Source organism: Mycolicibacterium wolinskyi str. Jessa 2025, assembly GCF_049241375.1.
Lineage (GTDB): Bacteria > Actinomycetota > Actinomycetes > Mycobacteriales > Mycobacteriaceae > Mycobacterium > Mycobacterium wolinskyi.
In genome coordinates, this window is the sequence record NZ_CP185960.1 from 587,097 (window position 1) to 608,803 (window position 21,707).

Genomic DNA, 21,707 nt, shown 5'->3' on the forward strand with positions numbered 1-21,707 from the left:
TTCAGCGCCGCTGTCAGGAGGTTGTGTCGGCTTGACCACTAGTGTTGGCGGTGATGAGCGGTGTCTTTTCGCGTCTGGTGGGCCAGCACGCGGTCGAACAGGAGCTGGTGGCCGCGGCTGCGGCCGCTCGTGGTGACTCTGCCCACAACGGTACGGCGACCGGGACGATGACACACGCGTGGCTGATCACCGGCCCGCCCGGCTCGGGCCGCTCGGTGGCGGCGCTGTGTTTCGCGGCCGCGCTGCAGTGCACGTCAGACGGGGTGCCGGGGTGTGGGCAGTGCCGCGCGTGCACGACGACGATGGCCGGCACACACGCCGATGTGCGGCGCATCGTGCCCGAAGGGCTGTCCATCGCGGTCAAGGAGATGCGCGAGATCGTCCAGATCGCGTCGCGGCGGCCCGGAACCGGGCGCTGGCAGATCGTGGTGATCGAGGACGCCGACCGGCTCACCGAGGGCGCGGCCAACGCGCTGCTCAAAGTGGTCGAGGAGCCGCCGCCGTCGACCGTGTTCCTGCTGTGCGCGCCGTCGGTGGATCCCGAGGACATCGCGATCACGCTGCGGTCGCGGTGCCGGCATGTGGCGTTGACGACACCGTCGGTCGACGCCATCGCCGACGTGCTGATCTCCGGTGACGGGCTGCCCGAGGCGGACGCGCGCTGGGCGGCGTCGGTCAGCGGGGGCCACGTCGGCCGGGCGCGCCGCCTCGCGACCGATCCTGAGGCCCGTGAGCGCCGCAAACGGGCCCTCGGGCTGGCCCGGGATGCCGCGACGCCGTCACGGGCGTATGCGGCCGCTGAAGAGATGGTCGCGGTCGCCGAGGCGGAGGCCCTCGCATTGACCGCGGGGCGCAACGAGACCGAGACCGAGGAGCTCAAGACCGCGCTCGGCGCCGGTGGCACCGGTAAAGGCACCGCCGCGACGATGCGCGGGGCCGCCGGTGCGCTCAAAGAGCTGGAGAAGCGGCAGAAATCCCGCCAGACGCGCGCATCACGCGACGCGCTGGACCGGGCGCTCATCGACTTGGCGACCTACTTCCGGGATGCGTTGTTGGTGTCCTCGGGTGCATCTGCCGTCACGGCCAACCATCCCGACATGGCCGAGAAAGTCGCGGCGCTCGCTGCTCACGCACCGCCCGACAAGCTGCTGTGCTGCATCGAAGCGGTGCTCGAATGCCGCGAAGCCCTTGCCGTCAACGTCAAGCCGAAATTCGCGGTCGACGCGATGGTCGCCACCGTCGGGCAGGCGCTGCGGGGGAACTGACTTTGGCGGTGCCGGGCGTCTGCCGTAGACTCGTCCCGCCCGGTTCGCCGAGCACGCCGCCCTAGCTCAGTCGGCAGAGCGATTCACTCGTAATGAATAGGTCAGGGGTTCGATTCCCCTGGGCGGCTCAATATTTTTGCGCTTCTGCGGCGCGTCCGCGGCGTGATTGTCACGCGAGAGTGGCTCTCGGCATCCACCGCCACTCTGCCGTGACAGTGGGACCGTCAATCGCCGTAAACCTGGGTCAGGAAGCCTTCGACGAGCGGCAGCACCTCGTCGAGATGGGTCTCCAGCAGCCAGTGCCCGCCGCCGAGCAGATGGATCGGCACGCCGGGCAGGTCACGCTCATATGCCCTGGCCGATTTTTCCGGCATGTAGCCGTCATGTGGCCCCCACACGATCAACGCCGGCGGCTGGTGCTCGCGGAGGTAGGCCTGTTCGGCGGGGAACCACTGCAGCGTGTTGGGTTGGTCTTCGAGGAGCCGGATCAGGTTCGCGATGCGCTCCGGCGTCGACATCAGCGACCAGTGCAAGGTCCACAGGTCGGGGCTGATGCGGTCCGCCACGTCGGCGGGTAGTTCACCGCGGAACTCGGTCTCGAAGCCGTGCAGCGTCACGTGCTGGGCGATCCTGCGCCGGGCGTCCGGCCCGGGGTTGTTCCACGACTCCTTGAGGAAGTCGTATTTCGGGCCGAACGTGTCTTCGTAGATGTCGCCGTTCTGAATGATCAGGCCCGCGACGCGTTCCGGTTTGGCGATGGCGAGTTGGAACCCGAACTGAGAACCGTAGTCGTGCAACCAGATCACATAGCGGTCCAGGCCCATGGCATCGACGAAGCTCTGCAGGAACTCACTGTAGGCGGCGAACGTGTAGCCGAAGTCATCGACGGAAGGCGTTGCGCTGTAACCGAATCCGGGGAGATCCGGAGCGACTGTCCGCCAGTCTTTCAAGCTCGCCATGAGATTGCGATAGACGTACGACGAGGCCGGGTAGCCGTGGGGGAGCAGCAGGACCGGGGCGTCAACGGGCCCGGCTGCGCGGTAGAACGTGTCGACGCCGTCGACGGTGATCCGGTGGTGGGTTACGGGGCTCACGGTTCTTCTAGTACCCGTTTGGCCACTTTCATCGCGGAGTTGGCGTTCGGGAATCCGGCATAGCCGCTGGCGTGATAGATGACCTCGGCGATCTCGTCTTCGGTGAGGCCATTGTTGCGGGCGATCATGACATGCGCCTCGAACTCATCGGTCGCGCGCGAGGCGATCAGGATCCCCATCGTGACGAGGCTGCGATCACGACGACTCAGGCCTTCACGACTCCACAACCGGCCGAAGATGTTGTCGATCCCGATACCCAACAACTCATCACCGAATGAGCCATCCCCTTCGACGTTCTCCGGCACCGCCTCCGGCAGCAGCTCACGAAAGACCTGAAGACCCACTTCACGGACATCTGTCATGCGTGCCAGCTTTGGCATGGTTATTCGGTTGGGGCCTCCGGCCAGCCGGGGCTTGGTGGTGACGTGGGGAAGTCGCTGCGCGGGTGTTCGCCAGTGGTGAGAAACTCGCGTCGTTCGGTTGGATCGGGAGCCTTCTTGAGACACGCAGCGTCCGCAGCTTGATAATCCGGCCATGCTTGGCTCACATAGTCGGATCCTGACGACGCAAGAAACCCGGTGACCTTCCAACCTTTAAATACATCCGTTCGAGGCGATGGTTCCGGGCCAGCTTGAGGTTCAGAAAAATCAGTCGGTTCACTTACAGGCGCGATCATCGCGCGCATTGCGGTTATCCCCCGACTTTCCGAGGGACCCCAGTCGACGACGCTGACGAAGTTGTCCGCGTTGCGCTGTTCCCCCGCCGCATAAATGTATCGGCATATGGTAACGGTGGTTGTGCCTTGCGCTTCTTCATCCGACAAAACATGAAATCGAATATTGCCGACTGTGGTCCGCGACGACTCGTTATTCGTCAGATCTGGCCGACGATCGCGAGCGGCGATGTTCGGGCTATCTGCTGCTTCGTTGGGGGCGACCGCCTCGCTAAACCCAGGGTACGCATAGTTGGGATCGCCGGTAAATTGGAGCAGCAGCCTCGACTCGAAGTAAGCACGTGCGGGCACCGCCACACCAGATACTAGTTCGATACCGGGTTCGGCGCTCCACTGGATTCGAAGCTCCTTGAAGATTTCCGGCCATCCAAGATCGCCTGATTGGCGGCCGCCATCGGAGCGGCATCCGGCAACGCTACTAACAATCAACAGGCAGCATACAAGCGCTCGTGAATATCTCATGATCCCTAGGAGTTTGGTACGGCATTCTCGGCAATTCCATTATACTGAAGAATCATCGCTATCGTCGGATTGTCGTCTTCGCCGACGATCGTATTCAAAACTTCGTTGAGGTCCTGCTGCATATCACCATGGCTCACCTCGTATGCGCGATTAAGGGCATCAAATGTTTGTACCTGTTTGACCGTTGGTCCATCGGGATTATTTGGGTCGACGGGAACATCAACCAGCCAATTGTCGGGAATTCCTTGGACTTGTGCTCCCTGGGCATAAAGGGCGTTCAGGGCTAAGCGGGCTGGATCCTCTGCAAACATAGGAGTTACGGTTGCGGGCGCGTACCCGTCTTTCGGCTCAGGGCCTAAGAACATGTTCTCCATAGCTGTTCCTACGACGTCCACGCTCGGGCCAAGTCCCGGTCCGACCGCAGGGGCTGCGCCACCAACACCGGCCAGCATTTTAAGGCCAATTTCGTAGGCGGCCTTTTTCTGATCGTATAGTTCCTGGGCATTTAAATGGAGCCTATTTACAGCCTCTGTAGTACCGACTGAATCGAGTGCCATTAATGTCGCGCAATCGGAGAGGCGTTTGTCAAACTCGGGAACCGTGCCATCCTTCGCGTCTGCTGCCCATGATTGGCTCAAAGCCATCACATTCGCATTTGTGGCGCCTTTGAATTCCGCATACGCATCCTTGTCTGTGGCGAGCACCGAGTAAATGCCCTTTGCGACCGACCGCTCAGCGGCTCCCTCGTTTTCTATCGGGCCGAATGGGTCGCCTTTCTCGGCATTGGACAATCCGGCGATGTCTGGGACGTAAGGAGCTAATCCGTGCGCATAAGCCTGCACCAGCTCTGGATTCAACTGGCCAACCGTCTGGCCGTTTATGTCCATGAGGGGATCTTTATGATTGCCTATATAGGCGGCATACTTCTCGGCTGTTGCGGCGGCAATCGTTTCCTCTGTACCTGCGTGCGATTCGTTTGTCCAGCTGAACAACGAACCGGCCGCGGTTCCGTTGTCCGTCCATTCCATTCGGTTCACATCGTTTAGAAAGTCATCTGGATCGTCGCCATAGACAACATGATCATGAACGATCTGGTGATCTCTCCCTACTGCATCGAAAATGTCTTGGACGACTGGCGCCGGGGCGCTCGCATCCGAATCCATTATGCGGTCGGCGGCGCGGATAAGTTCTCGGTCCAATTCGGTGCCAGTTTGCAGGGATTTGTCGCCATCTTGGACGATTTCAGATATCTTGCTTAGCTCACCAGCATTAAATAGATGGTTGCCTTCTTCGGTATGCCAAACCGAATCCGCATTCCGTATCGCGTCTTGCACACTTGTTGGCAGCTGATCGAAACCTCCCTTAGTCCGGTGGGCTGGGTCGTCCAATGCACCCACTTCGGTCTCTGTGGTCGGGAACCAGATGTCGTCGCTGCTCATGAGCTGCCAGGAATCGCCGATGATGTCTTTGTGGTCGCCCAGCCGCTGTTCTGCCCGATGGAGTTCTTCGACGGACATGCCCTTCATCTGGGCGTTGAGCTGGCTGACGTAGGACCCTTGCTCCGACGATAGGTCTTCGGCTCCAGAACGCTGTTCAGGGCTCAATGAATCGAGAACACTTTCGACCCGACCTGCCGCTTCTTGGTCACCGGCGAGGGCATTACGCACGTCCTCCTCCGCGCGCTTGCGTGCCTCTGGATCGTCTTCAATCCCGAAAATCGAATCCGGTTTGCCGTCCTTGTTCTCGTCGGGTCTTTCCGTCCCTGGCCCGAATTTCTGTTTGGTGAGCGTCTCGTACTCACCCTTGAGTTTGTCGACGTTGCCTTTGATGGTTGTCATGTCGTCGGTGGCCGACTTGACGATGTCGTCGACCTTGGTGATGCCCGCTTTGGCGATCGGGATCAACTTGTTCTCGCGATCAGTGTCGGACAGGCCGGCAGGCAGTGAGTTGACCATGCTCTCGACCCAGCCCTTGGACGTATCAAGGTTGATCCGTCCCACAGTCACCACATCGGCGGCCTTCTTGACCTCGCCGGCCATCTTCTTGTCGAGTTCGGCGAGTTTCTCGTACACCGCGGCGTGTTCTTTGTTGGCCGCCGCGTAGGCCTGGGATCCGGAGCCTTGCCAGCGGTCATCGGGTGCGGCAGCGTCGACGTTGGCCTTCATCTCCATCAGCCGTGAGCTACCGTCGAACTGGGTGCCGTCGTCGGGAGTGCCCTGCCCAAACGTCTCGCGGGCCTTGTTCCACGTCGAATAGAACCCATCAAGCGCACTCACGGAAACCCCCTCGCCAGGACAGCTAACCTCAGTATCGCCGACGTCAAGCTACGGCAGAGACACTAATCGGCGGCTATGCCTCGAGTTGCATCGGGAAGTCGACATCGTCCCGGGCGATGGTGCCCGGGAAGCAAGGTGTGCTGGCCTGGAGCTTGTTGTTGCGACTCGGGCTCAACGTCTTTCGGTTGCATTGAATGGCGCGGCCCGGGCGACCGCTGGTGCGTGACCAACGGCGCCTACTGCTACTCGAAAACAGGACGGCAACGCTACGAACCCAACCCGTCGAGCCGGACCGACGCGTTCAAGCAGACATACCGCCACAGCCTCGACGACGCGATCGCGCTGGCCAAGCGCCTCGCCTCGAAGATGACGATCAACGGGCACACAGTCGAATCCGTTCTCGCCAGATCCCTGACGTAGTGAGAATAGCCATGCGCACGGACTCAGCGGTCCCGGTTCACCAGCAATCAACACTCGTAGTGAGACAGCCCGGTGACTGCTTCAGACACCATTGGTTCATGTACGCCAACGGCGCCGAATGCACCAATTGCGATGCGCTGCTACTGCGCACATCAGGACGGCGCACATACCGAGGGCGACACCGTCGCCCCCGAACGTAGTGAGCATTTATCGGCAGAGAATCACCATCATCGGCTCACAGCTGCATGACGGTTATTTCTGTGTTGCCTGCGGTGTCCATTTCGAAGTGAACGACGAACGTCTTCGCCTTGTCTTTGGTCGTGAACACGATGCTGACGGATGACTCTCCGATCACTGCAGGCCCAGGTCCGAGCTCATCCTTGGCTGTCTCAAAGCGCTCTGCAATAGCATCTTGGCCCTTCTGTATCGCTTCTTGGTGTCGCAGTAGTTTCACTTCTGCTTCGGGAACTTTGAGCGGTTTTGCCAGCTTCTGGCGGGCTCTCATGAGCCAGTCGTACGCGAGTGCACCGACTATCCCGTCCCACGCATTGTCACCTAGGTCGATAACGAACTGGAGAGCTTGGTCGGCAAAAAATCCGCCTCCAGAGGGGATGACCTCGGTGTGGACGTTGGTCGCCGGCGGAGTCGGTGCTGATTCGTCTGCGGTGGCCGCGGCGAGCTTCCTAATTCGTTCGCTGAGGGCGCTTCGATTAACGCGTTGAGTTCCGCAGGGTAGTTCGACGTAGGCGGCAAGTAGCCGACGTGAGCCATTCTCAGCTTCGAGTAAAGGTGCTTCGGGTCCGACAAACAGAGGCGAGTCTTCTTCGTAGCGCGACGCAATGGTTATTCGGATTTTATCGACCTGCTCCCCGGCAGCGTCGATTATGTCGTCCCATGAATCGTCGTCATCTGTCATATGCCGCTCCAGCGTCTCCGGGTTCGGATGATTTAGAAGGCTGACTTAAGGCCGTGAGCGATCAGGTCGGGCTGATCGTGCTGGCGTGGACCCCCAGAGGCGAAATCGCGCTGGCGCACTGTAGGTCCCGCAACTGCGTTGCCGCTGACAGCACCTGGTCAATCAATGCGGCCGCAGTTCCCGGCTGCGCCTGGTCCTCTCGGATCTTCTGCAGCAGCCAGTCCCGAGCCAACGTCGACGGCGGTAGACCTCGAGCCTTCGCGATCGCTTCCACCGTCGCCATTTCGTCATCGGTCAGGCGCACCTGTAGCACCTTGCTGCGGGCCTGGTTTGGCCGGCTCACCTTCACATGCGGTGGCAGCGGTGCGTCATCATCCTGGTTGCGCGCAGCCTCGGCGGCCGCGGCCTCTTCATCGAGTAGTGCGTGCAGTTCCTTGCTGCTCATCTTCTATGCCTCCTCGTAGTAGCGGCGGTCGCGTCCCTCGGCGCGGAACGCGGTTGCGCCGTAGGTGTTGCCTCCGTGCAGAACGGTGATGACGGCCAGCAGGTCGCCGAAGCTGGGCGAGTAGCCGATGGTGCGGACGCTCTTGCCTGACTTGCTGGCGTAGTCGGGGTTGATGACGACGGCGTCGACGTCGTAGAACGCCTCTTCGGCCTGGGGGATGGTGACGCCGTGACGCGCGAGGTGTTCGCCCCGGTCGCTCTCCCAGGTGATCGCCATGCCATTAGTGTATTACAACTGTAATACATACGCTAGTGGTCGGACGGGCGATCACACGCCGCACCGACACGCATCACGATGTCCTTGCCGCCATCAAGAACATCCGGCAGGGGGTCTCGCGCTACACGTGTCTCTACAACTCGGTGGCGCATTTCGCATTTCTGGACGCCGTCACGCACCCCTGCGGGCAGCGTTGCCTCGTTTAGCGGATCGAGGGTCACCATGGCCGCAATCAAACCCGCCCCCCTCAATTCCTTTCCGGCCTTGACGCCACCCTGGCCCGGCGACGCCTCGCTCGGCTCGTCAACCCGAGCATGAGATCCCCTACGGGAACTGGCATGTCGGATGCGACGTGTGCACCAGCCAGCGCCGACTGGACTGGCTCTGCGATCAGCTTCCCCGCTCCGAGGAAGCGCCCTGAATCAGCCCTCAGTCCACGGAGTCTGGCCAATGCCGTTGAAACACCTACGAGTCTGCGAACCTTGCAACCGCATCCCGGTACGCCGCCTGCGGCAAGGCCGGCGGCGTTCCCAACAACGCCGATCCTGACAGCTGGCGCATCAACCTGCAGGCCGGCGCCGGAACGATCGGCCGCCTGCCGATTGCTCCCGAAACCCTCCGGGACGCATCGTGAGGCGCAGGATTGCCGGGCGCTCAACCGCATCGTCCGGAGGCTCGACCCGCACCAGGACCACATCCACGTCGCTCCGAAAGCGCTGGGGCTGCTTGCGCCGGTGCGGGCGCAGCCGCCGAAGCCGACCGCCGGGCCGCTGATCGAACGCAAACCGTCGTCGGGATCACCCTTACCGAACGTCTCACGTGCCTGCGACCACGTCGTGTGGAACGCGTCCAGCAGGCTCACCGATGAAGTATCACCGACACTTCGCTACCTCGGTGCCAGGAATCCGACGGGCCCTGGAGATATACACACCGACAGCGCCGAGGTGTTCGCCCGCACGGATATCTGCTGGCCCGCCCCGGGCAGCCGCACGAACACCCGGTTCAGCCCGGGCCGCACCGGCACCTTGGTCTCGGGTCCTTCGGGCAGCGACATCGTCAGCGACCCGTCACTGTTGGCGAGGTAGTTGATCTCGGCGGTCCAGTCCGCGGGCAGCAGCGGGCCGTCGAGCGGCATGACGACGGGGGCGTCGGGCTGCACCAGGAAACCACACTGCGGCTCGGGCCCTTCGACGATCGTGCGCACCCACGTCACCTTCGCGTCGACCAGCGTGCCGGTCCGGTCGAACATCCGCAAATCTGTTGTCGCCGAGGCAAATTCGGGTCTGGGCCGGGCGAGGGCGAACAAATGGCTGGCCAGATTTTCCGGCCAGGCCACGCGCTGCAGGATCAACGGATCGACTTCCTGATCCAGCAGCGGTGCATCCCACGTGGCGGCCAGGCTGGCGCGCGCATTGTTCAAGTACGACGGCACCGGGCTGTCACGCCACACCCGCAGGAACGTCGCCGTCGAATAGAGGCTGCTTGCCACGAACAACACCGCGACGCCGACCACCGCGAAAGTCCGCCCACGCGATGCCGAGAACCGCGCAGACCGGTTCGGCGCGCAGAACCCGACGGCCATCAGAATCGCCAGCACCATCACCAGATCGGGCAGATAGCGCAGCGTCTGCGCCAACTCCAGCGCGGTGAACCGCGATGAGCGCATCAGATAGATAGGTATCTGGCAAGCGATCGCATAGCCCGCGGCCACCGCGAGCACCGGCCAGATCCGCGACTTGCGGACGAGCACCACCGCCACCGCGACCGCGAGGCACACCCACCCCAACACCATCACGGCAACCGGCGGCGTGGCCCACGGCGAGGCCGGCGCCCACCGCTGCCACGACCACGGTCCACCGACCAACCCGGGCACGATGCCGTGCGTCACCGACCGGCTCAACAGATCCCACGTCATGCCGACGTCGAAGCTCCAGCGCTTCTGGTCGACGACGACGAGGTACACCCCGATCCAGGCAACCGTCAGCACCAGGCACGCCACCCACAACCGGACGCCGCGTCGCCACACGTCGGCGAGGCCGAACGTCGACGTGACATACCCCAGCAAGGCCACCACCGCGAACGCGACGAACGGGATCACCGCAGCTTTCTCGAAGAACAACAGCCCGCCGAAGTACACGAGCACACCGAAAACCGCATGACGCGGCCGCCCGGTGCGCACGAGCAGCACGGCCTCACCACACACCCAGGCGAGCGCGGCCAGCATGGGCAGTGAATTCAGCGCCGCCGCCCACCACGCGAACCCGGGCACGCCCAGCGGCGTGAACAACGCGAACGTCAGCGGCACGAGCAGCACCGGGCGCCAGCCGAGGATCACCCACAACACCCGCAGCAGCGCCAACGAGACCAGCAACTGCAGCACGATCAGGCTCAACGCCGCCCATACCCACGAGAACGGCGCCAGCCGGGTGACGGCGCCGGATACCAGGAACGCCGCGGGCATGACGTGGCCGTCGTGATCGTCGAACAGAAAGGACGGCGAGAACAGACTCTGGGTTCCGGCCCGGCCGATGAGGATGAGGTCGTCCCAGTAGAAATAGCCCCCGAAAGCCAGCACCGCCCGGACCACCAGTTGCAGCGCGATCAGCGCGGCGGCGGTACGGGCAACCCAGTTCACTCTTGCCGACTGTACGGACAAAGGTGCGCCACAGCCGCCGTCGGTATGGTGTGCCCGTGCGAACACTGGTGACAGGAGCCGCGGGCTTCATCGGATCGGCCCTGGTGGATCGACTGCTGGCGGACGGGCACAGCGTCGTCGGACTCGACGACCTCAGCACGGGCCGCGTCGACAACCTCAGCGACGCCGACAACGACAAGAACTTCGAGTTCGTCAAGGGCGACATCGTCGACGCCGATCTGATCGGACTGCTCGGCGAGATCAAGCCCGAGGTGATCTTCCACCTGGCCGCCCAGATCTCGGTGAAGCGCTCGGTGGACGATCCGCAGCTCGACGCCACGGTCAACGTCGTCGGCACGGTGCGGCTGGCCGAGGCAGCCCGGCAGACCGGTGTCCGCAAGGTCGTGCACACATCGTCGGGCGGCTCGGTGTACGGCACCCCGCCGGCCTATCCGACCAGCGAGGACATGCCCACCGATCCGGCGTCGCCGTACGCGGCGAGCAAGGTCGCCGGCGAGGTGTACCTCAACATGTTCCGCAACCTCTATGACCTCGACTGCTCGCACATCGCCCCGGCCAACGTGTACGGGCCGCGCCAGGATCCGCACGGTGAAGCGGGTGTGGTCGCGATCTTCGCGCAGGCGTTGCTGGCCGGCCGGCCCACGAAGATCTTCGGTGACGGCAGCGACACCCGCGACTACGTGTACGTCGACGACGTCGTGGACGCGTTCGTGAAAGCGTCCGGGACCGAGGGCGGAGGACAGCGGTTCAACGTCGGCACCGGCGTGGAAACCTCGGTGCGCCAACTGCATTCGGCCATCGCGAAGGCCGTCGGCGCCGCGGACGAGCCGGAGTTCTACCCGCCGCGCCTGGGTGACCTGCGGCGCTCGAAGCTCGACATCAGCCGTGCCAGGACGGTGCTGGGCTGGCAGCCGGCGGTCGAGCTAGCCGACGGTGTCGAGAAGACGGTTGATTTCTTCCGCAACAACCCTCGGTAGAAAAGATTGTGAGTACTCACTTTCTGCGCTAGCGTGGCGGCAACCGAACAGGGAGGTTCGCCATGTCCTATGACGTCATCGTCCGCAACGGGCTCTGGTTCGACGGGACTGGCAAGCCGCCGCAGGTCCGTACGCTGGGCATTCGCGACGGGGTGGTCGCCGCGGTGTCCGCGAAGCCGCTCGACGAAACCGGGTGTCCCGAGGTTCTCGACGCCTCGGGCAAGTGGGTGATCCCCGGGTTCATCGACGTGCACACCCACTACGACGCCGAGATCCTGCTCGATCCTGGCCTGCGCGAATCGGTGCGGCACGGTGTCACCACGGTGCTGCTGGGCATGTGCTCGCTGTCGACGGTGTACGCCGACACCGAGGATGCTGCCGATCTGTTCAGCCGCGTCGAGGCGGTGCCGCGCCAGTACGTGCTCGGCGCGCTACAGCAACACAAGACGTGGTCGAACCCGGCCGAGTACGTCAAGGCCATCGACGAGTTGCCGCTCGGGCCCAACATCGCGTCGCTGCTCGGACATTCAGACCTGCGGGCTTCGGTACTCGGACTGGACCGCGCGACCACCCGCGGTGTGACGCCGACCGACGCCGAACTCGAGACCATGGCCCAAAAACTGGACGAGGCGCTCGACGCCGGAATGCTCGGCATGTCCGGCATGGACGCCGCGATCGACAAACTCGACGGCGACCGCTTCCGTTCCCGGGCGCTGCCGTCCACCTTCGCCACCTGGCGCGAACGCAGGCGGCTCATCAAGGTGCTGCGCAAGCGCGGCCGCATGCTCCAGAGCGCGCCCAACGTCGCCAAAGCGCAAGAGGCACTGAACTTCTTCCTGGAGAGCAGCGGCCTGTTCGGCCGCCGCCGCGGGGTGAAGATGAGCCTGCTCGTCTCGGCCGACGCCAAGTCCTCGCCGGGCGCCGTGCATGTGCTCGGCCCGGGCACGCGCCTGCTCAACCGGATCCTCGACGCGAAGGTGCGCTTCCAGCACCTGCCCGTTCCGTTCGTGTTGTATTCGGACGGAATCGATCTGCCGGTGTTCGAGGAGTTCGGTGCCGGCACGGCGGCATTGCACCTGCGCGACCAACTCGAGCGCAACAAACTGCTGGCCGACCCCGAGTACCGGCGCCGGTTCCGTCGCTCGTTCGACCGCCGCAAGCTCGGACCGACGTTGTGGCACCGCGACTTCCACGACGCCACGATCGTCGAGTGCCCCGACGAGACGCTGATCGGCAAGACCTTCGGCCAGATCGCCGACGAGCGCGGCATCCACCCTCTCGACGCCTTCCTCGACGTGCTGGTCGACAACGGTGAACGCAACGTCCGCTGGACCACGATCGTCGCCAACCACCGGCCCAAGCAGCTCGACAAGCTCGCCAAGGAACCGTCGGTGCACATGGGATTCTCGGATGCCGGTGCGCACCTTCGGAATATGGCGTTCTACAACTACGCGCTGCGGCTGCTCAAGCGGGTCCGCGATGCGCAGCTGGCCGGCCGGCCGTTCCTCACCACCGAACGTGCCGTGCACCGGTTGACGGCCGAGGTCGCCGACTGGTTCGGCGTCGACGCGGGAACGCTGCGCGAAGGTGACCGTGCCGACTTCGTGGTGATCGACCCGAAGGGTCTCAATGACGACGTGGATGCCTATCACGAAGAGTCCGTGCCGTTCTACGGCGGCCTGAGCCGGATGGTCAACCGCAACGACGAGGCGATCGTCGCGACCGCCGTGAACGGCGCGGTGGTGTTCCGAAACGGCGAGTTCCGTGACGGCTACGGTGAGACCGTGAAGTCGGGTCGCTACCTGCGTGCGGGTTCCGAGACGCCCCTGAAAACACCTGTCTGACATGGCCAGAACTCAACAGCAGCGCCGGGAGGAGACCGTCGCGCGCCTGCTCGACGCCAGCATCGACACGATCATCGACGTCGGGTATGCGAAAGCTTCGGCGGCCGTGATCGCCAGGCGGGCGACGGTCTCCGACGGTGCGCTGTTCCGGCATTTCCCCACGATGGGTGACTTCATGGCGGCCACCGGCCGCGAGGTGATGCGCCGTCAGCTCGAGCTGTTCACCAAGCGCGTCACCGAGATTCCCGCCGAGCAGCCCGCACTCGAAGCGGTGCTGACCATCCTGCGCGATGTCACGGGCAACGACACCAACACGGTGATGTACGAACTCATGGTGGCGGCGCGCACCGACGAGAAGCTCAAGGCCGCCCTTCGCGACATGCTCGGCGAGTACGCCACCAACATCTACGAAACCGCCAGGACCGTACCGGGTTCCGAGCAATTTCCGGAAGACGTGTTCACCGCGGCGGTCGCCATCCTGATCAACACGTTCGACGGTGCGGCGATCGTGCGGTCGGTGCTGCCGCAACCGGAACTGGAAGGTCCGCGGATCGCGTTGCTGACGGCGTTGCTCAGCCGTTAGCGCGACGGATCCTCGCCGGGCACGCGGACGTTCTGCAACGCCACCGCACGGGCGAGCTGCGCGTACCGCAACTCGATGTCCTTGAACCGCACGTACGTGCTCAGCGTGGTGAACGCGAACGCGATGATCAGCACGTACTCCATCAAATCGGTACCGCGGTCCACCCCAAGCCAATTGGCGAGCACGGTGGTGTCGTCGGGCCGCAGGATCGCATAGATCCCGGCGACCACGAACAGCACATAGCCGACCTTCACCCACGCCTTGGTGCGTGCGCTGGTGCGCGACCGCAACAGATAGGCCAGCAGCACCAGCACCGAGACGATCAACAGTGCCTGAATCCAGTTCATCGCGTCAGCCTCCTGCGCAACAGCCCGTCGAAGACGATGTTGACCCCGTTGAGCAGCGGCTGTCCCTTCGACTTCGAGTAGTCGGTGTAGAGGATCTCGACGGGCTCTTCTGCCACCCGCCAACGGTTTTCGTAAGCCAGCGAGATGAACTCCCCGGCGTGGCTCATGCCGTTCATCGTGAGGTCGAGTTCGTCGGCGACCTTGCGGTTGAACACCCGCAGACCGTTGTGGGCGTCGGTCAGGCCGAGTCTGCGGCTCCGCGGGCTCAGAAACGCTGCGGTGCGCAGGATCACGCGCTTGAGGGGCGGGATGTGGGTGACAACACCCGCGAACCTGGTGCCGACGACGAGGTCGACGTCGTCGGCGCTGAGCCGGTCGATCATCCGAACGAGATCCTTGACCTGGTGTTGCCCGTCGGCGTCGAATGTGGCAAATATCTGGGCGCCGGGCCGGCGTCGCGCGTAGGTCACCCCGGTCTGAATTGCGGCACCCTGCCCGAGATTGACCGGATGCGTCACGACGTAGGCACCGGCGCTAAGCGCGCGATCGGCGGTGGCGTCGTGGCTGCCGTCGTCGACGCATACGACGTTGGCGAAGATCGCGCGGATGTCAGCGACGACGTCGCCGATGATCCCCGCCTCGTTGTAGGCGGGGATGACGATCCAAACATCGTGGTAACGCGTGTCGATGGCCCATAACGTACACCCCTAGGCCTGGGACAATCTGGCAAGTGCCCCCAGGTGGACTGCGATGCCCACCAACGGCCCGCACAGCAGTGCCACCACCGTGCGCGTCTCCAAGTCGAGCGGCAGCAGCAACAACCCCACCGCGGTGACCGTCGCGATCACCCAGCCGAGCGCGTACGCGCGGTGCAGTGCGGCCGCGACCGCGGCCGCACCCGTCAGCGTCAGCATCGCGATGGCCACGGCCGCCGCGGTGAGCCAGGCCAGCAGGGTTCCGTCGGCGCGGTACTCGTCGCCGAACCCCACTCTCAGCAACCACGGGCCGACCAGCCCGGCGGCCACCACGCCGACAGCGCCGAGCGCGGCCACCACCGCCGCCGGGGCGACGAGCGCCCGAAGCCGGGCGCTGCGCTGGTCGACGAAATGGGCGATCAGGTTGCCCTGCATCGCGGTCAGCGGCACGAGCAGGGGTGCCCGCGTGAGGGTGACGGCGAGGATGACGACGCCGCCTGCCGCGCCGAGATCGGCCGAGGTGGCCTTGAGCAGTACGGGAAAACCCATCACCAGGATCGCGCTGGCGCCCGCGGCCGCGATCGAGTGCGCGGCGCCACGCAGAAACGTCATGGTGCCGCCCGCGGTGACGAGTTGTGCCGCCATCCGCGCGGCCGGCGACGCGATCAGCATGATCAGCCACGACGCGGCACCGGCCACCGTCGCCCACAGAAACCCGACCAGGCCCCAGCCCAGCACGAATGTGGCCGCCGCGACGGCAACGCGGATCGCCGCGTCGGTGACCATCAACGCCCCGTACTCGGTCCACCGGTTGACGCCGGCCAGCATGCCGAGAAGCGTGGCGTGCAGGCAGAACCCGGCCAGGCCGACGCTCAACAGCGCGACGCTCAGCGCTTGCGATTCGGCGAACACATGCGCGCCCCACAGCGGTGAACTGCCCGCGATCACGAGTGCCGAGACGACACCGACCATCGCGGCAACGCGCATCGGATGTGTGCGAGGCGAGGTCGTGAGATCGATGTGCCGAGCCGACCGGACCTCGCGCGTGGCCTCCTGCAGCAGGCCGTTGGCGGCGCCCGTCACCAGACCGAACGCGCCCCAGAACACGCCGAACACCGAGAAACCTTCCGGTTCCAGGTTGCGGGCCGCCAGGTACAGCACGGCGTAGCCGCAGATCGCGGTGATGGCGGTCGCGACGCCGACGCGGGCGACGCTGCTGCGGGTTATCGGTCCGGTTGCGGGCGGGCCACCGCCGTCGGTCACAGCGGAGGCAGCGCTTTCGAGTACAGCCACGCCTGCCACAGTGGCTGCAGGGACTCACTGGTGTAGCCGGCGGCCAGGCCGGTGAAATCGTCGGTGAAGGCCGTGCTGTGCCGGTGGCGCGTGGTCCAATCCTTGAGCAGCGCAAAGAAATTCTTGTCACCGATGCGCTTGCGCAAGACGTGCAGGGTCAGTGCGCCCCGTTTGTAGACGCGGTCGTCGAACATGTCGCGCGGCCCGGGATCGGCCAGCACCAAATCCTGCGGCAGGTCGCGCAGCCCCTGGTGGTAGCGGCGTGCCCAGTCGGCAGCGGTGGGGCCACCGCTGTTCTCCGACCACAGCCATTCGGCGTAACAGGCGAAACCCTCGTGCAGCCAGATGTCGCGCCAGCGGCGCGCCGTCACGGAATTGCCGAACCACTGGTGGGCGAGTTCATGGGCGATCAGCCGCTCGGCGCTGCGGTGCCCGTCGCAGTGATTGGCGCCGAAGATCGAGATGCCCTGGGCTTCGAGCGGGATCTCCAGGTCGTCGTCGGTCACCACCACGGTGTACCCGTTGGACAGCGGATACGGGCCGAAAAGCTTGACGAAGAGCTTCATCATCTGCGGTTGCCGGCCGAAGTCGTGGTCGAAGTCGCGGCGCAGCCTCGGCGGCACCGCGCCGTGCATCGGCACCGGGGACTTGGTCATCCGGTGCATCTCGTACATGCCGATCTGCAGGGTGATCAGATACGTCGACGTCGGCTCGGGTTGCTCGTAAGTCCACACGGTGTGGCCGGCGCGGACCTTGCGCGACACCAGCTCACCGTTGGCGAGTGCGAGGTAGGGGCTGTCGGTGCTGATCTGGATGCGGTAGCTGGCCTTGGAGCTGGGATGGTCGTCGCAGGGAAACCACGATGCCGCGCCGTTGGGCTGACCGGCGACCAGCGCGCCGTTCGACAGTTCCTCGAAACCGACTTCGCCCCAAAGGGATCGGATCGGGCGCGGAACACCGCTGTAGCGCACGACGATCGTCATGGCCGCGCCGGCGGGCAGTGGGGCGGACAACGCGATCGACAGCTTGCCGCCCGAACATCGGAATTGAGTGGGCCTGCGGCCGTTGACCGAAACCTTCGACACGGACAGCGCGTCGGACAGATCCAGCGTGAACGTGCGCAGCGCGGCCAGTGTCACCGCGGTGATGGTCGCCGATCCGGCCAGCCGGTTGATCGCCACCTTGTACTCGAGATCGAGTTCGTAACGCGACACCCGATAGCCGAAGTTGCCGTTGCCCGGAAGATACGGGTCGATGACAGGGGCTGAGAATGCTCTCTTGGCGGCTTTCTTCGATCTCGTCACGCGGCAGGTACTTCTTCGGTTTTCTTGGCTGCCGCGGCGCGCTTCTTGCCGAACATGTTCCACGGGGCGATCGGGTTGCCCTGCCACCGGGTCGACGGCGGTACCTCGTCGCCGCGCATCACCAACGAGCCCGGACCGACGGTCGCCCCGGCACCCAGCCGTGCGGCCGGCAGCGCGACGCAATGCGGTCCCAATGTCGAACCTTCCTCCAGCACAACGCTGTCCATCCGCATGATGCGGTCGTGGAACAGGTGGGTCTGCACCACGCAGCCGCGGTTGACGGTGGCGCCGGTGCCGAGTGTCACCAGATCGGCCTCCGGCAGCCAGTAGGTTTCGCACCATACTCCGCGGCCGATCGATGCGCCCAGTCCCCGCAGCCACAGGTTCATCACCGGGGTGCCGCTCGCGGCACGCGCGAACCACGGCGCGGCGACGGTCTCGACGAACGTGTCCGACACCTCGTTGCGCCACACGAACGAAGACCACAGCGGATGCTCGACCGCGCGAATCCGCCCGATCACCAACCACTTCGCGATCACCGCGATCGCCCCGGCGACTGCACCGGCCGCCAGCAGCACCACGCCGCTGGCCAATGCCGTCCACAGGTAGCCGAACCGGATGGCCAGCGCCTGGATGACGCCGAGCACCGCGATACCGATCCCGAACGTCACGATCACCGGGATCAGCCGGCAGGTTTCCACGGCCGACCGCAGGACCTTGAGCCGCGTGGAGGGATGGAACGTGCGCAGTGCGTCCGCGGCGGTGGCGTTGCGCCGCAAGCGCACCGGTGGGCTGCCCAACCAGGACGACCCGGCCTTGGCCTTGTGCGGGGTCGCCGACAGCACGGCGACCAGTCCGTCGTCGGGAACCTTGCGGCCGGGCTGGGTGATGCCCGAGTTGCCGAGGAACGCGCGCTTGCCGATGGTCGCCTTCGCGACGTGGATCCAGCCACCGCCCAGCTCGTACGACGCCACCATGGTGTCGTCGGCCAAGAACGCGCCGTCCTGCACCTCGGTGAACTTCGGGGTGAACAGCGCCGTCGAAATCTCGGTGCCCTTGCCGACTTTCGCGCCGAGCAGGCGCAGCCACCACGGCGTGAGCAGGCTGGCATAGATCGGGAACAGATAGTTGCGCGCGGCGTCCATCAGGCGTTCGGTCGCCCACAACTGCCACCCGACGCGGCTGCGCACGGGGTGGTAGCCCTCGGACAGGCCGAACGACAGCACCCGCACGCCGATCACGGTCAGGCCCGCGTAGACCACCAGCGCCGCGATCGCCGCGACGGGCGTCCACGCCAGTGCGGGCACGATCGCGTCGGCGGCCGACGCGGTGTCGTGGATACCCCAGCCGATCACCGCGAGCCCGGCCGCCAACCCGACCAGCGGCAGGCTGCCGAGCAGGATCGAGGTGAGGCCGTAGATCGCCACCCACAGGGGAGCGCGGCGCGGCCGGTGGTCGGGCCACGGATGGCGCGCCTTGCCGGACTTCACCGCGGGCGAGCCCTTCCAGTACTGGCCGTTCTTGACCTTGCCGACGACCGCCGACCCGGGCGCGACATCGGCGTTCTTGCCGACGATCGCGCCGGGCAACAGCGTCGTGCGGGCACCGATCGTGGCGTCGTTGCCGATCGACACCGGCCCGACGTGGAACAGGTCGCCGTCGATCCAGTGCCCGGTGAGGTCCACTTCGGGCTCGACCGACGAGCGGTGGCCGATCTTGAGCATGCCGGTCACGGGCGGTGCCGAATGCAGGTCGACGCCTTTGCCGACGGTGTTGCCGAGCGCGCGGGCGTAGTACACCATCCACGGCGCACCGGCGAGGTTCTCGGCGCCACTCGCGTCGGCCAGCCGTTCGGCGAACCACACCCGCAGGTGCACCGGGCCGCCGCGGCGATACGTGCCGGGTTGCAGCCCGCTCAGCAGCATCCTGGCGAACAGCACCGCGATGCCCATCCGGCCCAGCGGGGTGATGAACACCAGGAACCCGACCAGCAGCCACCACCAGTTGACGGGATGCGCCCACGGCAGCACGCCGAGCCAGGCGGCCACGTTGTTGAGCAGCGCCAGCCAGATCACCCACTGCACACCGGTCAGCGTGGCCAGGGGCAGCGACAGCGCGACCTGGGCGGCCTGGGTGAGCCGCGGCGTCGGCTTGACCTCGCGCGTCTCCACGCGCGGCGGCGGCTTGAGTTCGTCGAGGTAGCCGGCGAGCGACCCCAGCCGTGGATGGTCGTAGAGGTCGGCCACGGTGACCTGCGGATATTTCTGGCGCAGCGCGGCGACGAGCTGCGCCGCCGACAGTGAGCCACCACCGAGCGCGATGAAGTCGGCCTCCGGCCCGTCGACGGGCGTGCCGAGGACGTCGCGCCACAACCCGGCCAGCCAGCCCAGGGTGCCGCCGAGTTCGGGCGCATCCTGCTCGGTCTCGCCGGGTGGCGGCCAGGGCAGCGCGTTGCGGTCGACCTTGCCCGACGTGCGGGTGGGCAACTCGTCAAGGAGCACGAGGCGGGGGACAAGCGCGGCCGGAAGCGATTCGGACAGTGCGGCGCGCGCCGCCGCCAAGTCGAACGACGGATCCGTGCTCGCGATGTAGCCGACCAAAAGTGGGGTGCCGCTCGCGGTTTTGCGGACCGCGGCCGCGCCACCGCTGACCCCGGGCAGGTTCACGAGCGCGTTGTCCACCTCGCCCAGTTCGATGCGGCGTCCGCCCACCTTGACCTGGTCGTCGGCGCGGCCCTGGAAGTACAGGCCGTCGGCCTCCAACCGGACCAGGTCGCCGCTGCGGTACGCACGGCTCCAGCCCAGCGTCGGCATGGGCGCGTACTTCTCGGCGTCCTTGTCCGGGTCGAGGTAGCGCGCGAGGCCGACGCCGCCGATCACGAGTTCGCCGACCTCGCCGATCGCGACGGGACGGCTGTCCTTGTCGACGACGGCCAGGTCCCAGCCGGCCAGCGGCAGGCCGATGCTGACGGGACCCTGCCCGTCCAGCGGAGCCGCGCACGCGACGACCGTTGCCTCGGTGGGCCCGTAGGTGTTCCACACCTCGCGCCCGTCGACCGCGAGGCGCTGCGCCAGTTCGGGTGGGCAGGCCTCGCCGCCGAAGATCAGCAGCCGGACAGCCTCGAGTGCCTCCGCCGGCCACAGCGCGGCCAGCGTCGGCACCGTCGACACCACCGTGATGTCGCGGCTGACCAACCACGGGCCTAGGTCCATGCCGCTGCGGACGAGTGACCGGGGCGCGGGTACCAGGCATGCGCCGTGGCGCCAGGCCAGCCACATCTCCTCGCAGGACGCGTCGAATGCGACCGACAGCCCGGCCAGCACCCGGTCTCCGGGACCGATCGGGTTGTCCTGCAAGAACATTCGGGCTTCGGCGTCGACGAATGCGGCCGCGCTGCGATGCGTCACCGCGACGCCCTTCGGAGTTCCCGTCGACCCCGACGTGAAGATGATCCAGGCGTCGTCGCGGCCCAGCGGTGCGGCGGCGCGCCAGCCCCGCGACGACCCGGGCCCGCGGATCAGGCCGGCCTCGGTGATCACGCCGACCACGTTGGCTTCCCGGAACACCAGCTCGGCACGCTCGTCGGGATCGTCGGCGTCCACCGGCACGTAGGCCGCCCCGGTTGCCAGGGCCGACAGGATCGCGACGTAGAGCGCGTAGCTGCCGGACGGCATCCGGATGCCGATCCGGTCGCCGCGGCCGATGCCGCGCGCGGCCAGCCACGCGACGCTGTCCTCGACATCGGCGATCAATTCGGCGTAGGTGAGTTGCACCGTGCCGTCGTCGAGCGCGGGCGCGTCGGGGAATGTGCGCGCCGTCTCATAGAGGATGTCCACCAGCGTGCGGGGTTGTGGTGCCATCGGTGAGAGCACGTATTGAGCGGGGATCTGGTGCCCACGATCTGCGTCGTCCGGTGCTGTCACGGGTACAAACTACTAAGCCGGCGTCGATGGAGCCCGATAGTGCACGGCGTGCCCGCTCGATTTCGGATCGCGCTCACCATCAGGCACACTTGTCGGCGGAGGGGAGTATTCCTTCGCTGCGGTGTCGTCATCACGTCGGTCGTCATGGATCCGATCGGTGCCGCAGGCCGGCGTCGATCGCCGGTGGAAGAGACCTCC

General features: G+C 65.5%; 18 protein-coding genes and 1 tRNA gene. 6 read left to right on the forward strand and 13 right to left on the reverse strand.

Translation table 11 applies throughout. The annotated features are described in order from the left end of the window. Positions 1-53 precede the first annotated feature (53 nt). Positions 54-1,265 (forward strand): DNA polymerase III subunit delta', encoded by a 1,212-nt coding sequence (locus ACOI2T_RS03050; RefSeq protein ID WP_409502597.1) that lies wholly within the window; start codon positions 54-56, stop codon positions 1,263-1,265. Between the two features lie 55 nt (positions 1,266-1,320). Further along, positions 1,321-1,393: transfer RNA gene (locus ACOI2T_RS03055), tRNA-Thr, on the forward strand. Positions 1,394-1,489: 96 nt separating this feature from the next. Here the strand turns inward: ACOI2T_RS03055 and ACOI2T_RS03060 are convergent. Genes ACOI2T_RS03060 through ACOI2T_RS03075 form a run of 4 tightly spaced genes read right to left on the reverse strand, consistent with a single transcriptional unit; the run spans position 1,490 to position 5,830 of the window. Next, the gene (locus tag ACOI2T_RS03060) at positions 1,490-2,359 is read right to left on the reverse strand and encodes an alpha/beta fold hydrolase (protein WP_409502598.1); all 870 of its coding nucleotides are present in this window, start codon (positions 2,357-2,359) and stop codon (positions 1,490-1,492) included. Continuing rightward, entirely contained in the window at positions 2,356-2,721 is a 366-nt protein-coding gene (locus ACOI2T_RS03065) for a carboxymuconolactone decarboxylase family protein (protein ID WP_409502599.1), read from the reverse strand. The genes ACOI2T_RS03060 and ACOI2T_RS03065 overlap by 4 nt, the downstream gene beginning before the upstream one ends. A gap of 20 nt (positions 2,722-2,741) precedes the next feature. Further along, complete coding sequence (locus ACOI2T_RS03070; RefSeq protein ID WP_409502600.1) at positions 2,742-3,521, reverse strand: hypothetical protein; 780 nt, start codon at positions 3,519-3,521, stop codon at positions 2,742-2,744. Between the two features lie 38 nt (positions 3,522-3,559). Further along, positions 3,560-5,830 (reverse strand): TPR repeat domain-containing protein, encoded by a 2,271-nt coding sequence (locus tag ACOI2T_RS03075; RefSeq protein WP_409502601.1) that lies wholly within the window; start codon positions 5,828-5,830, stop codon positions 3,560-3,562. 222 nt (positions 5,831-6,052) lie between these two features. Between ACOI2T_RS03075 and ACOI2T_RS03080 the strand changes: the two genes are divergently transcribed. Next, positions 6,053-6,250 carry a hypothetical protein gene (locus ACOI2T_RS03080; RefSeq protein WP_409502602.1) on the forward strand — a complete coding sequence of 66 codons (198 nt, stop codon included), beginning with the start codon at positions 6,053-6,055 and terminating at the stop codon, positions 6,248-6,250. A gap of 235 nt (positions 6,251-6,485) precedes the next feature. On the opposite strand, the gene ACOI2T_RS03085 is transcribed toward ACOI2T_RS03080, so the two are convergent. The 4 genes from ACOI2T_RS03085 to ACOI2T_RS03100 form a co-directional block, all read right to left on the reverse strand. Then, a complete protein-coding gene (locus tag ACOI2T_RS03085; protein ID WP_409502603.1) occupies positions 6,486-7,166 on the reverse strand; it encodes a hypothetical protein in 681 nt (226 codons plus the stop codon). Between the two features lie 61 nt (positions 7,167-7,227). Next, entirely contained in the window at positions 7,228-7,611 is a 384-nt protein-coding gene (locus tag ACOI2T_RS03090) for a YlcI/YnfO family protein (protein ID WP_409502604.1), read from the reverse strand. Positions 7,612-7,614: 3 nt separating this feature from the next. After that, positions 7,615-7,887, reverse strand: a complete 273-nt coding sequence (locus ACOI2T_RS03095; RefSeq protein ID WP_409502605.1) for a BrnT family toxin — start codon at positions 7,885-7,887, stop codon at positions 7,615-7,617. Positions 7,888-8,773: 886 nt separating this feature from the next. Further along, positions 8,774-10,522 carry a hypothetical protein gene (locus ACOI2T_RS03100; RefSeq protein ID WP_409502606.1) on the reverse strand — a complete coding sequence of 583 codons (1,749 nt, stop codon included), beginning with the start codon at positions 10,520-10,522 and terminating at the stop codon, positions 8,774-8,776. A gap of 56 nt (positions 10,523-10,578) precedes the next feature. Between ACOI2T_RS03100 and ACOI2T_RS03105 the strand changes: the two genes are divergently transcribed. The 3 genes from ACOI2T_RS03105 (at position 10,579) to ACOI2T_RS03115 (ending at position 13,947) form a co-directional block, all read left to right on the forward strand. Then, a complete protein-coding gene (locus tag ACOI2T_RS03105) occupies positions 10,579-11,520 on the forward strand; it encodes a GDP-mannose 4,6-dehydratase (protein WP_409502607.1) in 942 nt (313 codons plus the stop codon). A 62-nt stretch (positions 11,521-11,582) separates the two neighbouring features. Further along, positions 11,583-13,364, forward strand: a complete 1,782-nt coding sequence (locus ACOI2T_RS03110; RefSeq protein WP_409502608.1) for an N-acyl-D-amino-acid deacylase family protein — start codon at positions 11,583-11,585, stop codon at positions 13,362-13,364. A gap of 1 nt (position 13,365) precedes the next feature. Continuing rightward, on the forward strand, positions 13,366-13,947 hold the full coding sequence (locus ACOI2T_RS03115; RefSeq protein ID WP_409502609.1) for a TetR/AcrR family transcriptional regulator: 582 nt from the start codon (positions 13,366-13,368) through the stop codon (positions 13,945-13,947). Here ACOI2T_RS03115 and ACOI2T_RS03120 read toward each other — a convergent pair. The 5 genes from ACOI2T_RS03120 to ACOI2T_RS03140 are packed head-to-tail and all read right to left on the reverse strand — an operon-like array spanning position 13,944 to position 21,446. Beyond that, entirely contained in the window at positions 13,944-14,294 is a 351-nt protein-coding gene (locus ACOI2T_RS03120) for a DUF2304 domain-containing protein (RefSeq protein WP_067850277.1), read from the reverse strand. The two genes, ACOI2T_RS03115 and ACOI2T_RS03120, sit on opposite strands and share 4 nt — an antisense overlap. Then, positions 14,291-14,983, reverse strand: a complete 693-nt coding sequence (locus ACOI2T_RS03125; protein ID WP_409502752.1) for a polyprenyl-phospho-N-acetylgalactosaminyl synthase PpgS — start codon at positions 14,981-14,983, stop codon at positions 14,291-14,293. Before ACOI2T_RS03125 ends, ACOI2T_RS03120 begins: the two co-directional genes overlap by 4 nt. Positions 14,984-15,001: 18 nt before the next feature. Continuing rightward, a complete protein-coding gene (locus ACOI2T_RS03130) occupies positions 15,002-16,282 on the reverse strand; it encodes a hypothetical protein (RefSeq protein WP_409502610.1) in 1,281 nt (426 codons plus the stop codon). Further along, positions 16,249-17,586 (reverse strand): M1 family metallopeptidase, encoded by a 1,338-nt coding sequence (locus ACOI2T_RS03135; protein WP_409502611.1) that lies wholly within the window; start codon positions 17,584-17,586, stop codon positions 16,249-16,251. Before ACOI2T_RS03135 ends, ACOI2T_RS03130 begins: the two co-directional genes overlap by 34 nt. Then, positions 17,583-21,446 carry a Pls/PosA family non-ribosomal peptide synthetase gene (locus ACOI2T_RS03140; protein WP_409502753.1) on the reverse strand — a complete coding sequence of 1,288 codons (3,864 nt, stop codon included), beginning with the start codon at positions 21,444-21,446 and terminating at the stop codon, positions 17,583-17,585. Before ACOI2T_RS03140 ends, ACOI2T_RS03135 begins: the two co-directional genes overlap by 4 nt. Between the last annotated feature and the right edge of the window lie 261 nt (positions 21,447-21,707).

Coding starts and splice junctions, on each gene's coding strand:
- ACOI2T_RS03050 (WP_409502597.1), top strand. CDS start 54: ATGAGCGGTGTCTTTTCGCGTCTGGTGGGCCAGCACGCGGTCGAACAG.
- ACOI2T_RS03065 (WP_409502599.1), bottom strand. CDS start 2,721: ATGACAGATGTCCGTGAAGTGGGTCTTCAGGTCTTTCGTGAGCTGCTG.
- ACOI2T_RS03085 (WP_409502603.1), bottom strand. CDS start 7,166: ATGACAGATGACGACGATTCATGGGACGACATAATCGACGCTGCCGGG.
- ACOI2T_RS03090 (WP_409502604.1), bottom strand. CDS start 7,611: ATGAGCAGCAAGGAACTGCACGCACTACTCGATGAAGAGGCCGCGGCC.
- ACOI2T_RS03095 (WP_409502605.1), bottom strand. CDS start 7,887: ATGGCGATCACCTGGGAGAGCGACCGGGGCGAACACCTCGCGCGTCAC.
- ACOI2T_RS03110 (WP_409502608.1), top strand. CDS start 11,583: ATGTCCTATGACGTCATCGTCCGCAACGGGCTCTGGTTCGACGGGACT.
- ACOI2T_RS03115 (WP_409502609.1), top strand. CDS start 13,366: ATGGCCAGAACTCAACAGCAGCGCCGGGAGGAGACCGTCGCGCGCCTG.
- ACOI2T_RS03120 (WP_067850277.1), bottom strand. CDS start 14,294: ATGAACTGGATTCAGGCACTGTTGATCGTCTCGGTGCTGGTGCTGCTG.
- ACOI2T_RS03140 (WP_409502753.1), bottom strand. CDS start 21,446: ATGGCACCACAACCCCGCACGCTGGTGGACATCCTCTATGAGACGGCG.